This window comes from Arcobacter venerupis (assembly GCF_013201665.1).
Lineage (GTDB): Bacteria > Campylobacterota > Campylobacteria > Campylobacterales > Arcobacteraceae > Aliarcobacter > Aliarcobacter venerupis.
Genome location: NZ_CP053840.1, coordinates 2,268,982 through 2,283,585 on the forward strand (window position 1 = coordinate 2,268,982; position 14,604 = coordinate 2,283,585).

General features: G+C 25.2%; 11 protein-coding genes and 1 pseudogene. 1 reads left to right on the plus strand and 11 read right to left on the minus strand.

Features of this window, described 5'->3' with window-relative positions:
* Positions 1 to 946 precede the first annotated feature (946 nt).
* From AVENP_RS15910 to AVENP_RS11360, 9 genes and pseudogenes are all read right to left on the minus strand, one after another.
* A pseudogene (locus AVENP_RS15910) lies at positions 947 to 2,356 on the minus strand (MBOAT family O-acyltransferase); the annotation flags it as partial.
* A gap of 169 nt (positions 2,357 to 2,525) precedes the next feature.
* Positions 2,526 to 3,596 carry a hypothetical protein gene (locus tag AVENP_RS11325; RefSeq protein WP_172664298.1) on the minus strand — a complete coding sequence of 357 codons (1,071 nt, stop codon included), beginning with the start codon at positions 3,594 to 3,596 and terminating at the stop codon, positions 2,526 to 2,528.
* 9 nt (positions 3,597 to 3,605) lie between these two features.
* Complete coding sequence (locus AVENP_RS11330; RefSeq protein ID WP_275402670.1) at positions 3,606 to 5,072, minus strand: MBOAT family O-acyltransferase; 1,467 nt, start codon at positions 5,070 to 5,072, stop codon at positions 3,606 to 3,608.
* A 671-nt stretch (positions 5,073 to 5,743) separates the two neighbouring features.
* Positions 5,744 to 6,481, minus strand: a complete 738-nt coding sequence (locus tag AVENP_RS11335; RefSeq protein WP_128359006.1) for an NYN domain-containing protein — start codon at positions 6,479 to 6,481, stop codon at positions 5,744 to 5,746.
* Entirely contained in the window at positions 6,478 to 6,840 is a 363-nt protein-coding gene (locus AVENP_RS11340; RefSeq protein ID WP_128359007.1) for a methionine-R-sulfoxide reductase, read from the minus strand. Before AVENP_RS11340 ends, AVENP_RS11335 begins: the two co-directional genes overlap by 4 nt.
* Before the next feature lie 14 nt (positions 6,841 to 6,854).
* Positions 6,855 to 7,997, minus strand: coding sequence for a response regulator (locus AVENP_RS11345; RefSeq protein WP_128359008.1), 1,143 nt, complete (start codon positions 7,995 to 7,997; stop codon positions 6,855 to 6,857).
* Position 7,998: 1 nt separating this feature from the next.
* A complete protein-coding gene (locus tag AVENP_RS11350) occupies positions 7,999 to 8,412 on the minus strand; it encodes a response regulator (protein ID WP_128359009.1) in 414 nt (137 codons plus the stop codon).
* A complete protein-coding gene (locus AVENP_RS11355) occupies positions 8,402 to 11,560 on the minus strand; it encodes a transporter substrate-binding domain-containing protein (RefSeq protein WP_128359010.1) in 3,159 nt (1,052 codons plus the stop codon). The genes AVENP_RS11350 and AVENP_RS11355 overlap by 11 nt, the downstream gene beginning before the upstream one ends.
* A gap of 51 nt (positions 11,561 to 11,611) precedes the next feature.
* Positions 11,612 to 12,226, minus strand: a complete 615-nt coding sequence (locus AVENP_RS11360) for a fumarylacetoacetate hydrolase family protein (protein ID WP_128359011.1) — start codon at positions 12,224 to 12,226, stop codon at positions 11,612 to 11,614.
* A gap of 62 nt (positions 12,227 to 12,288) precedes the next feature.
* Between AVENP_RS11360 and AVENP_RS11365 the strand changes: the two genes are divergently transcribed.
* The gene (locus AVENP_RS11365) at positions 12,289 to 12,630 is read left to right on the plus strand and encodes a DsrE family protein (protein WP_128359012.1); all 342 of its coding nucleotides are present in this window, start codon (positions 12,289 to 12,291) and stop codon (positions 12,628 to 12,630) included.
* Here the strand turns inward: AVENP_RS11365 and AVENP_RS11370 are convergent.
* The gene (locus tag AVENP_RS11370) at positions 12,627 to 13,283 is read right to left on the minus strand and encodes an NUDIX hydrolase (protein ID WP_128359013.1); all 657 of its coding nucleotides are present in this window, start codon (positions 13,281 to 13,283) and stop codon (positions 12,627 to 12,629) included. The two genes, AVENP_RS11365 and AVENP_RS11370, sit on opposite strands and share 4 nt — an antisense overlap.
* Positions 13,283 to 14,548: an adenosylmethionine--8-amino-7-oxononanoate transaminase gene (gene bioA / locus AVENP_RS11375; protein WP_128359014.1), complete on the minus strand. Its 1,266-nt coding sequence runs from the start codon at positions 14,546 to 14,548 to the stop codon at positions 13,283 to 13,285. Before bioA ends, AVENP_RS11370 begins: the two co-directional genes overlap by 1 nt.
* Positions 14,549 to 14,604: the final 56 nt, after the last annotated feature.

The following is a 14,604-nucleotide window of genomic DNA, read 5'->3' on the forward strand; positions in this document are numbered from 1 at the left end:
CATTTATATTATCTTTTGTAACTAGCACACCAAAATCTTTTGGAACATCTATTGATTTATCATTGAAAATTTTAGCTGCAATTAATCTTCCAACATTTTCCCTATAATGACTTGGTTCATAATAATTAGTATTGTTTGTTGTTATAGAATTATATCCTGTAAAATCATAAAAATTAATAACACTTGAAATCTCTTTTAAGAACTCTAAATAATCATTTAAAATAAAATTATCCATCATATTCTTATTATAAGGAGTTGTAAAAACTATTAAATTTATATTATTCTTTTTAGATAAATTAACTATTTCACTTAATGCTTTTAAATTCTCTAATTTTGAACTATTTTTTATTAACCTAGTATTCTTAATATGAAAGCTTGGTTCTTCACTTATAAATTTCAATGGGTTCTCTTGTATCTCTTTTTCTTTTATTGGTTTACTCCAACTACCAGTTTCAAGAGAATATGTAGTTATATCATCTCTTTTAATATTTAATTCAATTTTTCCTCTTATATTAAATGGGAAAAATCCAGTTAGATAAGAAATATAATAACTATATAAAGATTGATTTAAAACATAAGGATGAAATTTTCTTAAATAATCACTTTCACTTCTTCCATAATTATTCATATTGTTAATATCTATTTCTAAATACAAATTTTTTAAGGGATATTCTTTTTTTATGAAATATTGTAAATGAAGTAAATAATCATATAAATTAGCACTTGCAATTGTAAAATTATAAAAATTAGCATCATTCATATACTGATTTAATACATCTGGTGGAGTAGTTCCAATACAAGACGAGCCAAACATATACGAATCAAATTTGTTATGATTCTTCTCTAGAAATTCAATTTTAACAAATCTTTCATTTATTTGAAATTGTTCTTTTAAAATTTTTGTATGAAAAACATCAAATGGGTCAACCAAATAATTAACTCCGCCAACAAATCCAACAACGAAAATGTAAAGTGTCAATAATATTTTAAATTCTTTCCCTTTTTCCATTGAGTTTTCGAAGAATAAAATTAAAATGAATCCAAAAATCAACCAAATAGGGGTAAAATTATTTCCTTGTATATTTTCTACCAATCCACCAAATCCAATATTATAATTGCTTAAAAATGAAAGTTTTGAGGCTAATACATTTGGCAATACAACATTATCTAAACTAAACATCGAACCTAAAACCTTAACTGCATCGTCCCACTCTTTTGCTCTAAAAAATACCCATGCAATATTCACAAAGTTAAAAGTAATTAACCATGCTAACCAAGTCCACATTTTAAATCCAAAACTTGACCAAAGTCTATGAATAATCAAAGCAATTCCATGAAGAAATCCCCAGAATAAAAATGTCCATCCAGCTCCATGCCAAAAACCACCTATTACAAAAGTTGCAAGAAGATTTGAGTATGTTCTAAAAGAAGACTTTTTATTTCCACCTAATGGAATATATACATATTCTTTTAAAAATCTTGAAAGTGTAATATGCCATCTTCTCCAAAAATCTTGTATATTAAGCGCTTTATAGGGACTATTAAAGTTAATAGGAAGTTTTATATTAAATAAAAGTGCAATTCCTATTGCCATATCTGTATAACCTGAAAAATCAAAGTATAGTTGAAATGTATAAGATAGTGATGTTGCCCAAGCTTCAAATAGATTTAATGTTGTTGCTGTATCAAATCCTGCATTTGCCCAAACTGCAAATGTATCTGCAATTACAACTTTTTTAAATAATCCAATTGAAAATATAAAAAGTCCTAAAGCTATATTTCTATAATTCTTTACCATATTTCTATTATTTGCAAATTGTGGCATCATCTCTTTATGATGAACAATTGGTCCTGCTATTAATTGAGGAAAGAAAGTAACAAATAGTGCATAGTTTAAAAAATCATACTCTTTTGTTTCTTGTCTATAACTATCAACTAAATATGCTATTTGTTGGAAAGTAAAGAAAGATATTGCTAAGGGCAAAAGTAGATGTAAAAGATTTACATTTGTACCTATTGCAAAATTAAAATTTTCTATAAAAAAATCTGCATATTTAAAGTATCCAAGTAATCCTATATTACAAACAATACCAAATATTAGAATTGATTTTTTTGAAAAAGATTTTTTATTCTCTTCTATTCCCTTATTTAAACTATTACCTATTACATAGTTAAAAAGTATACTTATTAAAATCAAAGGTAAATATGCTATATTCCACCAAGAGTAGAAAAATAGTGAACTAAACACTAAAAAACCTTTTGAGGCTACAATTAATCTTTTATGATTAAGATAAAAATATATAAAAAAGGTTATTGGTAGAAATGCGAAGATGAATTCGTAAGAATTGAAGAGCAAATATTTTTCCTTATGTTTAATTATGGAACACTCAATTAATATTTTCTTATTAAATTTCAAAATGAGTACATCATCGTTCTCTAAAAAAAGAATTTTATATTATGTTTTGAGCACTTACAGTTCTACTAATAAAACTGCAAGTGTAAAACAAACTTAAATTAAATATTTATTATTTTAGATTTTTCTCTAATTCGTAATCTTCTACTTGTTTTCTAAGATTTTCTAAATGTTCATTTATATTATCTTTTGTAACTAGCACACCAAAATCTTTTGGAACATCTATTGATTTATCATTGAAAATTTTAGCTGCAATTAATCTTCCAACATTTTCCCTATAATGACTTGGTTCATAATAATTAGTATTGTTTGTTGTTATAGAATTATATCCTGTAAAATCATAAAAATTAATAACACTTGAAATCTCTTTTAAGAACTCTAAATAATCATTTAAAATAAAATTATCCATCATATTCTTATTATAAGGAGTTGTAAAAACTATTAAATTTATATTATTCTTTTTAGATAAATTAACTATTTCACTTAATGCTTTTAAATTCTCTAATTTTGAACTATTTTTTATTAACCTAGTATTCTTAATATGAAAGCTTGGTTCTTCACTTATAAATTTCAATGGGTTCTCTTGTATCTCTTTTTCTTTTATTGGTTTACCCCAAATACCAGTTTCAAGAGAATATGTAGTTATATCATCTCTTTTAATATTTAATTCAATTTTTCCTCTTATATTAAATGGGAAAAATCCAGTTAGATAAGAAATATAATAACTATATAAAGATTGATTTAAAACATAAGGATGAAATTTTCTTAAATAATCACTTTCATTTCTTCCATAATTATCCATATTGTCAATATCTATTTCTAAATACAAATTTTTTAAGGGATATTCTTTTTTTATGAAATATTGTAAATGAAGTAAATAATCATATAAATTAGCACTTGAAATTGTAAAATTATAAAAATTAGCATCATTCATATACTGATTTAATACATCTGGTGGAGTAGTTCCAATACGACACGAACCAAACATATACGAATCAAATTTGTTATGATTCTTCTCTAGAAATTCAATTTTAATAAATCTTTCATTTATTTGAAATTGTTCTTTTAAAATTTTTGTATGAAAAACATCAAATGGGTCAACCAAATAATTAACTCCGCCAACAAATCCAACAGCTAAAGCACAAAGTGTCAATAATATTTTAATCCATTTTTTACTATTCACAAATTATCCTTAAAAATTAAAATATAAAAATTCTGATACTTTATTTAATGATAAAAGTCCAGCTGTTAAACAGATAAAAGTTAAGATTAATGTTTTATAATTTATTTTAAATTCTTTCCCTTTTTCCATTGAGTTTTCGAAGAATAAAATTAAAATGAATCCAAAAATCAACCAAATAGGGGTAAAATTATTTCCTTGTATATTTTCTACCAATCCACCAAATCCAATATTATAATTGCTTAAAAATGAAAGTTTTGAGGCTAATACATTTGGCAATACAACATTATCTAAACTAAACATCGAACCTAAAACCTTAACTGCATCGTCCCACTCTTTTGCTCTAAAAAATACCCATGCAATATTCACAAAGTTAAAAGTAATTAACCATGCTAACCAAGTCCACATTTTAAATCCAAAACTTGACCAAAGTCTATGAATAATCAAAGCAATTCCATGAAGAAATCCCCAGAATAAAAATGTCCATCCAGCTCCATGCCAAAAACCACCTATTACAAAAGTTGCAAGAAGATTTGAGTATGTTCTAAAAGAAGACTTTTTATTTCCACCTAATGGAATATATACATATTCTTTTAAAAATCTTGAAAGTGTAATATGCCATCTTCTCCAAAAATCTTGTATATTAAGCGCTTTATAGGGACTATTAAAGTTAATAGGAAGTTTTATATTAAATAAAAGTGCAATTCCTATTGCCATATCTGTATAACCTGAAAAATCAAAGTATAGTTGAAATGTATAAGATAGTGATGTTGCCCAAGCTTCAAATAGATTTAATGTTGTTGCTGTATCAAATCCTGCATTTGCCCAAACTGCAAATGTATCTGCAATTACAACTTTTTTAAATAATCCAATTGAAAATATAAAAAGTCCTAAAGCTATATTTCTATAATTCTTTACCATATTTCTATTATTTGCAAATTGTGGCATCATCTCTTTATGATGAACAATTGGTCCTGCTATTAATTGAGGAAAGAAAGTAACAAATAGTGCATAGTTTAAAAAATCATACTCTTTTGTTTCTTGTCTATAACTATCAACTAAGTATGCTATTTGTTGGAAAGTAAAGAAAGATATTGCTAAGGGCAAAAGTAGATGTAAAAGATTTACATTTGTACCTATTGCAAAATTAAAATTTTCTATAAAAAAATCTGCATATTTAAAGTATCCAAGTAATCCTATATTACAAACAATACCAAATATTAGAATTGATTTTTTTGAAAAAGATTTTTTATTCTCTTCTATTCCCTTATTTAAACTATTACCTATTACATAGTTAAAAAGTATACTTATTAAAATCAAAGGTAAATATGCTATATTCCACCAAGAGTAGAAAAATAGTGAACTAAACACTAAAAAACCTTTTGAGGCTACAATTAATCTTTTATGATTAAGATAAAAATATATAAAAAAGGTTATTGGTAGAAATGCGAAGATGAATTCGTAAGAATTGAAGAGCAAATATTTTTCCTTATGTTTAATTATGGAACACTCAATTAATATTTTCTTATTAAAATGTTTCATTATTGGGTATTATTTTTAAGCTGCATTTTATTATTATATAGCTTAATTATGGAACATTAAATAATAAATTTATATTCTTTTTGGCTAATTAATAAACATTTACAATACTGTAATGATCCCCAAAATATAGACACAAATTAATTCAGTTAATTAATACAACCATTTAGAGAAAAGTACAAATAGTTGAAGGAATTAAAAATGGGAAGAAGAGAATATAGTGAAGAATTTAGAAGAGATGCTATAAAACAAGTTGTAGAAAATGTATATGAATCTTTTATATAATAATTAAAAAAAACTAACTCTATTAAATTGTTGTGAATTAGAGTTATTCTTCTCATCATTTGCTTAAATTGAGTAATTTCACTTTTTTTAATAAAATCATAACATCTTGCATTTTCAATTATAATTTATTAAATTAGAAAAAATAATTTAGATGTCTCCCAATTTGTGTATAAATCTGTGGCTCAGAGTAGAATACCTTATTCAAAAAGGAAGTTTATATAAAGATTAAGAAAGTTTTTAAATAGGATTATTAAGCTTAAGAGAGATCATTTCTCAAAAAACAACCCGCGGCAAAATATGCTTTTTTTATATTTTGATTTTGTATTTTAATTCCTATTATCTCTTATTAACATTACCGTTTTATTTTCACCTAATATTTTTACATCAAATAATTCAGTAGCTTTTATTAATTCACCTAGTTTTTTATATCCATAATTGATTGGAGAAAAAGATGAATTTTGATTTATATATAAACCAACAGCTGCGATATTTGACCAACCACTATCATCTGAAGTTTGTTCTGCTGCTTTTCTTAAGAGTGCCACAAGTTTTGTATCTTTTCTTAGTTGTACTTTTGTTAGTTTACTATTATTTGAACTAGCACAGGCAACATCTTCTTTTGTATAATCAAAAAGTTTTTCCACATAAATGAACTGAGAACAAGCATTTACAAAAGATTCAGGAGTTTTTTCTTCTCCATATCCATAAACTGTTATTCCATTTGAAAGTATTCTTGAAACCACCGGAGTAAAATCACTATCACTTGTTACAAGAGCTAAGGCTCCAAGATTTCTAGTGTAAAGTAAATCCATAATATCAATAACCATTGCTATGTCGCTGGCATTTTTACCTTTTGTATAGGCAAATTGTTGGATTGGTTTTATATTGTATTTGTGTAAAATATCTTCCCAACCTTGAAGTCTTTTATCTTTCCAATTTCCGTAAGCATTTCTTATATTTATAGTTCCATATTTTGATAAATCATTTATGATACTATCAATATATTTTGCACTTACATTGTCACAATCTATAAGCATTGCGATATTTATTTGAGGGATAATCATGCTTTTACTTCAAAATTTAATGAAATAGAATTCACACAATGTCTTGTATCTTTTGAAGTTAATCTTTCACCCTCAAATACATGTCCTAAATGCCCACCACAAGAAGCACAAACAATTTCTACTCTTCTTCCATCTTTATCTGGAACTCTTTTTACAGCACCTTTTATCTCATCATCAAAACTAGGCCATCCACAACCTGATTTGAATTTGTCATCTGATTTATAAAGTGGCGCATCACATTTTTTACATGTAAAAATTCCCTCTTCATAAAAATCATTATACTTTCCAGTAAAAGGATATTCTGTTCCTTTATTTTCTATTACATATTTTTCTTCATCATTTAATTCATTATATTTCATTATATATTTTCCTTTTATTTATCAAATCTTATTATATATTTTATTCCATCTTCTGTTTTTTTAACACTTAACAATCCAAAATTTTTCTCTACAAATACTTTTACTAAATAAAAACCTAAATCAAAATTACTATAATTAAAAGAATTTGTTGTTAAAAGATATTTTTCCATTAAATTTTTATCATAATTATTTGCATTATCACTATAAATGATATAAATAGTATCATTTTTCTCTTCAAAACTTACATCAATTTGTTTTTTATCTAAAAATTCACTTGATTTAAAATTTTCTATTGATTTAGCTATTAATTTATTAAAAATATGTTTTATCTCATCAAAAACTATATTCAATGATAATAAGTTATTACCTTTAATATTCAAAATAATATTTAAACTATTTAGTTCATCTTTTAATGAAAAAATTGCATTATCTAAAGAAACTTGTAAATTTACATCCTCTTTATTTTTTTGATTATTAAAAAATTTATGAAAATCAATCATAATTTCATCAAGTTTATTTACTTCAACTAAGGTTCTTTTGAATATATCATCAGATTTAAATTCATCAATATTTGCTAATTTTAAATCTAAAGATTGTAAATAGAGTTTTATTTTATCAAGTGGATGTTTCCATTGTAAAGATATAACATCAATTATAGAAGCCATTGCACTTATTTTTGATTGTCGTACGATTATTTCATCTTTTTGTCTAATTTGGCTAACTTGCTCTTTTACTAGCACATTTAAATTTGTATTTACAACTTGAAGTTCATTCATCACACTTGCAAGTTTTAAATGAACTTCAACTCTTTTTAGTAAAACTTCACTATAAAAAGGTTTTGTAATATAATCAACTGCACCTAATTCAAAACCTCTTACAATATCTTTTTCATCATCTTTAACCGTTAAAAAAATTACTGGAATTTTTTTTGTTTTTTCATTTTGTTTAATTTTAGAACATACATAATATCCATCCATTACTGGCATTACAACATCAAGTAAGATTAAATCAAATTTGTTTTTTTCTAATAAGTCTAAAGCTTTATCTCCACTTTGTGCATAAATTACATTGTAATCTTTTAAAATATTCATAGCAACTTGTAAATTTTTTGTATCATCGTCAACTAATAAGATTTTATTTTCATATTTTTTCTGCATATTAACTTTCCTTTGATATTTCGAACTTATCTTCTAATTGCTTTAATCTAACATAAGAGTTTACTTTTGTAATTAATTCTATAGTAATAAATGGTTTTACAACATAATCTATTCCACCACACTCATAAGCTTGTTCAATATCAGAAGAAGAGTCTTTTCCAGATAGAAATATTATTGGAATTTTTTTAGTTTTATTATTGCTTTTTAATTTTTTACAAACTTCAAAACCATTTATATCAGGCATCATTATATCCAACAATATCAAATCAAAATCATGTTCATCTACTAATTTAAGTGCCATCTCACCACTTTTAGCATAAAACATTTTATAACCCTCATTTTTTAAAATATTCATTGCCATTTGAATATTTTTAGCAACATCATCTACAATCAAAATTTTATTGTTATCTTCCAATTTTAGCCTTTAAATTATCAATTAGTTCCAAATATGTATTCATTAAATAATCAACTTTTTCAATATCAAAAGATTCTATATTTTTTATTAATTCATCTGAGTAATCTTTTAATAAATATATATCTTCTTGAATTGATAAATTATTCAACTTTTCTGCAAACTTTTCTATTAAAGAAAAATCTCCAGCATCTTTTATGAGTAACCACTCAGTTTTTAACTCTTTTTCTAGTTTTCCAATTACAAATTTTAATTTATTAGAATCCATATTTTTATTATCATTTTTTTCTATTATGTTTTCATTTTTTAAATGATATTTTATATATTTTGCCAACTCTTCAATTAAATCATCTAAAATAACTGGTTTTCTTAGATATCCATCAAAACCAAATTTTGATACTTTTTCTAAATCTTTTCCCATTACGGATGCTGTTAATGCAATTAGTGGAATGCTTTTTAATTTGGAATCATTTTTTATAATACTTGCTGCTTCATATCCATCCATAACTGGCATTCTTAAATCCATCAAAATTAAATCAATATTTATATTTTTTAATTTTTCTATGGCTTCTTTTCCATTTTGAGCCATTACTAAATTTATATCAAACTCTTTTAAACTTGCTTGTACTAATTTTCTATTTTCTTCTATATCATCTACAACTAATATTTGTGCTTTTTCAAATTCAATATTTGAAGCTAAAAATTTTGAAGAAATAGTCTCTTTTTCAATAGAACTAACGGGAATATCTCTTAAAATTACGGTAAAAATTGAACCTTTATTTTTTTGGCTTTGTACTTTAATTTCACCATTTAACATATGAACTAATTTTGAACAAATAGCAAGTCCTAATCCAGTTCCTCCGTATTTTGCAACATCAAAATTTGTTACTTGTTCAAAGGCATTAAAAATAGAAATTAAATTTTTTTCATCTATTCCAATTCCTGTATCTTCCACGCTAAATATTAAATCTATTTTACTTTTTATATTATCTTTATAAAGATTCTCAACTTTTAATTTTATTTGCCCTCTTTCGGTAAATTTAATTGCATTTCCTATTAGATTAAATAAAATTTGTCTTATTCTAACTCCATCAATTATTATATATTTAGGAATATCTTTATCTATTTCTAAAAGAAAAGTTATATTTTTACTTATTATCTTTGAATGAAAAATTGACTCAATTTCTAAAAACATATTTTTAGGATTTAATGATTCATTTCTAATTTCTAATTTGCCAGCTTCAATTTTTGATAAATCTAAAATATCATTTATGATTCTAAGAAGTGAATTACCACCTTTTTTTATTGAACTTAAATACTCTTTATGAAGTGGATTTTTTATCTCTTTATCTAAAATTTCTGTAAAACCAATTACTGAATTCATAGGTGTTCTAATTTCATGGCTCATATTTGCTAGAAATTCACTTTTTTGTTTAGCAATATTTTCTGCTATATCTTTTGCTTTTTTTAACTCTTCATTTAAAGAATTTATATTATTTCGTTCAGTTTCTAACTCTTCTTGTATTTTCTCTTTCTCTTTTATCTCTTGTTTTAATTTCCTATTCCAATAAAAAATGATAGATAATATGATTATTGAAATAGTTAATATTTTCCAAATTAAGTCATAATCTATTTTTTCTTCATATTCAACTTTTACCCATTTTCTGTAAATTTCATCTTTTTTGCTAGAGGGAACATTATCTAATAATTTATTTACAATTGAAACTAATGTATCACTATCTTTTTTTATGCCAAAACCATATTTATAGTTATAACCTGTTGGACCAACAATTTTTAGGTTACTTAAGCTATATTTTTTGCTATAAAACTCAAAAGAGGGAATATCCATTATAAAATAATCTATTCTTGAATTTGATAAATCCTTTAAACCTTCCAAAGGAGTATCATATTCTTTAATATTTTTAATTTCAGGGAAATCGTGTTTAATTTCTTCACTTACTAAATAACCTTTCCCCGTTGCAATATTTTTATTAGAAATATTATTAAAAGAATTTACATAATTAGGTTCTTTATTATTTGCAATTATTACTATTTCAGTACCAATATACTTAGTAGAAAAATCTAAAAAATTCTCTCTTGAAGGATAATAAGATATAGCATCAATTAAATCTATTTTTTTCTGTTTAATTAAATCTAATGACTCTACCCAAGAATTAGTTTTTACATACTCAACTTTAATATTGCTATCTTTAAAGACTTCATTTACTAAATCAGGAATCATACCTACATGAACATCTTTTTCATCATAAAAAGAGTAAGGTGGCCAATTTGGATCTCCTGAAATTTTAAGAACTGGATTTTGTTTTATCCAATCAATTTCTTCTTTTGTAAAGTTTATTGTTTTATTTTTATCTTTTAATTCAAATATCCATTTTCTATTTATTCGCTCTTCTTCATTTTTAATAATCAATGGCATAACTTTTTGAATAATATTAAATAGAGTTTGATTTTCTTTTAACACAGCCATAGACAAATCAATTTTGTCAAAATCAGCTTTGAATTTAACTTCAATATTTGTATATAACTCTTTTTCAACAAAGTATGAGAATACTGGCATATTCCCAATGAAAATATCAGCTTTTCCATAAGAGACTAATTCAAAAGCTTCTTTATTTGATTTTGCAAATAAAATTTTCATATTAGGATATTTTTTAAGTAACTTTTCGTAAACAAAATTATCTTTTTGAACTGCAACTACATAATTTTGGATTTCATCAAATTTTTGAATTTTTAAATCTTTTTTTGCAATAACAACTACATCTATTGTCAAATATGGAGTTGTATAATTTAAATAGTTTTCTCTATCTTCTGTTCTTGCAACACAAGCTAGCATATCTAGTTTTTTTTCTTTTATTTTGCTTATTACACTATACCAGTCATCTGCATTTATTTCAAATTTTAGACCTGTATATTTACTTAATATTTCTAAATAATCTGAAGCAATTCCTCTGTATTTTCCTGTTTCATCAACATATTCAAAAGGAGGCCAATTGGAATCAGCTCCAATTTTGACAACTGGATTATTTTTAATCCATTCTAACTCTTCAGGTGTAAATATAGATTTATTTTCTTCAAGCACAGAAGAAAAAAGTGAACTTATAAAAATAATCATAAGAATAAAATATTTCATTTATACTCCTTTCTTCTATTTGAGAATATTATAACATAGTAATATTCTCTATTATGAAACTCTGAAACTTTCTTCTATGATTATTTTCCCATCTACTAATATTTTTCCAACAAATTCATCACCTAATTTAAATGATCCAACACCTTTTGGTGTTCCACTCATTAAAATATCTCCATCTTCAAAAGTTAAGAAAGTTTTAGCTTCAGCAATAATATCATATGGTTTATTTATCATTAAAGAGTAATCACCTTTTTGTTTTAATTCTCCATTTATATAAAGTTCTATTTCGAGTTTTGAAATATCACCATCAAAACTTACAAATTTTGAAAAAACTGCCGCACCATCAAAAGCTTTAGCTCGCTCCCATGGAAGACCTTTTTGTTTTAATTTACTTTGAACTTCTCTTAAAGTTAAATCCAAACCAAAAGCAAGGGCTGATATTTTATCATCTTCAATTAGAAATGAAATTTCAGCTTCATAGTGACAAGAGTCTTGATTTTTTGGAAAAATTAATTTATCAGAAATTGCTGAATTTGGTTTTATAAAAAAAACCATATCTTCTGGTATTTCGTTATTCAATTCATTTATATGATCTATATAGTTTCGCCCAATACATACAACTTTTGATGGAAAGATTTCACTGTTTCCCAATAATATTCTATTCATTTTATAGCCTTTAAAAAATTTATTATATAATCTTACAAAAATTATAACCAAAGGCTTTTTAAATGAAAGAAAATTTATTGATAGTTTGGACAAATGGTGATATTGAGGTAGCTAATAAATTCCCACTTTTATACTCTTCTGTTATTTTAGAAAGAGAATATTGGAAAACTGCTCATATTATGCTTTGGGGGCCTTCAATATTACTTGCAAAAAATAACGTACAAATACAAGAACAGTTAAAAAAAATACAAGATACTGGTGTTCAAATGAGTGCATGTATAGTTTGTGTTGAGGATTATGAAGCAAGTTCTATTTTAGAAAATTTAAATATAGAAATCACACATACAGGTGAGCTTTTAACAAAAGCTCTAAAAGATGATACTTGGGCTGTAATGACTATTTAATACTTAGATATTAACTCTTTTATTAAAACAGAAGTAATCCCCCAGATTACTTCTCCATCATATTTATAAACCCAAATTTTATGTCTTTTATGTCCCCAAGGTTTTCTGTAAGCTTCAGGAAGACCTAATTCTTCAACAGGAAAATAAATCTCTTTTTCCCCCTCATTATTGATTTTATAAGGATGAATTTCATGTGCTAAAGTATACTCTTCTGCTTGTGTTTCTTTAAAAAATGAGATTGGAATTAAAAAAGTTTTTTCAACTTCACTAGAATCAACTTTCATATTTTTATAAGCTTTTTTCTTTACTTTTGCAACAAAAGGTTCAATCACAGTTCCAATTGGTGCAATATAAGTATCAAGTTGTCCTAAAATTTTTATATCTTTTTTTTCGATTCCTAACTCTTCAAAAGTCTCTCTTAAAGCTGTATCTTTAAAATTATTATCAATTCCTTTTTCAAAACCACCACCTGGAAAACAAATATCTCCACCTTGTCTAATAGTTGATGCTCTTTTTTGAAATAAAAGATGATATTCACCTTTTATTTTTACAAGAGGAATTAAAACAGCACTATTAAAAAATCTATCACGACCTAATATATTAGGATATTTTGGTAAATTGAATGCTAGTTTTTTTAAATTATCTTTTTTCATTATTTTTCTAAACTTTTTATTGCTGCAATCATTGTTTTAACTATTTTTCTCAAATCTTTTTCTTCTATAGTATAAGCAACTATTGAATAGATAAGTTTTCCAAAAGGTCGTATCCAAACTCCATTTTTCACACAATAATCTTGAATTTTTTGAGCATAAATATCATCTTTTAATTCGATAATTCCAATAGCTCCAATATTTCTGACATCTTTTACTAATTTTAAATCTTTTGCAAATTCTAATTCTTGGGAAAAAATATCTTGGATTTTATTTACATTTTGCATCCATGAAGAACTTAAAAGTAAATCAATGCTAGCATTTGCAACACTACAAGCTAGTGGATTTGCCATAAATGTAGGGCCGTGCATAAGTACGCCAATTTCGCTATTTGAAATTACTTCACTTACCTCTCTTGAAGTAATCATTGCAGCCATAGTCATATAACCACCTGTCAATCCTTTTCCAAGAGTCATAATATCAGGTTTTATTTCTGCCCATTCACAAGCAAACATACATCCAGTATGTCCAAAACCTGTTGCTATTTCATCTGCAATTAATAAAATATCATATTTTGTACATAATTCTCTAGCTTTTTTTAGATACTGTGGATTATAAATTCTCATTCCACCTGCACCTTGAACAATAGGTTCAAGAATAAAAGCTGCAATTTCATTATGGTGTTTTTCAAAATTGTTTTCTAAGATTTTAATCTCTTCACTACAATCAGTTTTAAATCCTAAAGCTGGAGCTTTTGTAAAGATATTCTCACTTAAATATGAACCATAAATACTATGCATTGAATTTTGAGGGTCACAAACACTCATAGCACCTAAGGTATCTCCATGATAAGCATTTTCAAGGGCTAAAAATTTATATTTTTTTAAACCCTTTGCTTTTTGATAAAGAATTGCTGTTTTTAGTGCAACTTCAACAGAAACTGAGCCACTATCACATAAAAATACACTATGAAGTTTAGTTAAATCAACTAATTTTTTTGATAACAAACTAGCTTGTTCGTGGGCAATACCCCCAAACATAATATGAGGCATGATTTCAACTTGTTTTTTTAGTGCTTCATTTAATACAGGATTATTATATCCATGAATTGCACTCCACCAAGAACTCATACCATCAATTAACTCTTCTCCTGATTGCAAAAAAATTGAGGTTTTATGTGTAGAAGTTACTGGTAAAATCTTTGTTTTTGAGGGAAGTGAGTTATAAGGATGCCATACATATTCTTTATCTATTTCTAACCAATTCAATAGTTGTCCTAATTATTTTATTAGTAGAATTGTATCTAAAGATTATTATGTAAAGG

Bases quoted from the DNA above. Each gene is read 5' to 3' on its own strand.
- AVENP_RS11355 (WP_128359010.1), bottom strand. From the start codon at position 11,560: ATGAAATATTTTATTCTTATGATTATTTTTATAAGTTCACTTTTTTCT.
- AVENP_RS11360 (WP_128359011.1), bottom strand. From the start codon at position 12,226: ATGAATAGAATATTATTGGGAAACAGTGAAATCTTTCCATCAAAAGTT.
- AVENP_RS11335 (WP_128359006.1), bottom strand. From the start codon at position 6,481: ATGATTATCCCTCAAATAAATATCGCAATGCTTATAGATTGTGACAAT.
- AVENP_RS11340 (WP_128359007.1), bottom strand. From the start codon at position 6,840: ATGAAATATAATGAATTAAATGATGAAGAAAAATATGTAATAGAAAAT.
- AVENP_RS11365 (WP_128359012.1), top strand. From the start codon at position 12,289: ATGAAAGAAAATTTATTGATAGTTTGGACAAATGGTGATATTGAGGTA.
- AVENP_RS11370 (WP_128359013.1), bottom strand. From the start codon at position 13,283: ATGAAAAAAGATAATTTAAAAAAACTAGCATTCAATTTACCAAAATAT.
- AVENP_RS11345 (WP_128359008.1), bottom strand. From the start codon at position 7,997: ATGCAGAAAAAATATGAAAATAAAATCTTATTAGTTGACGATGATACA.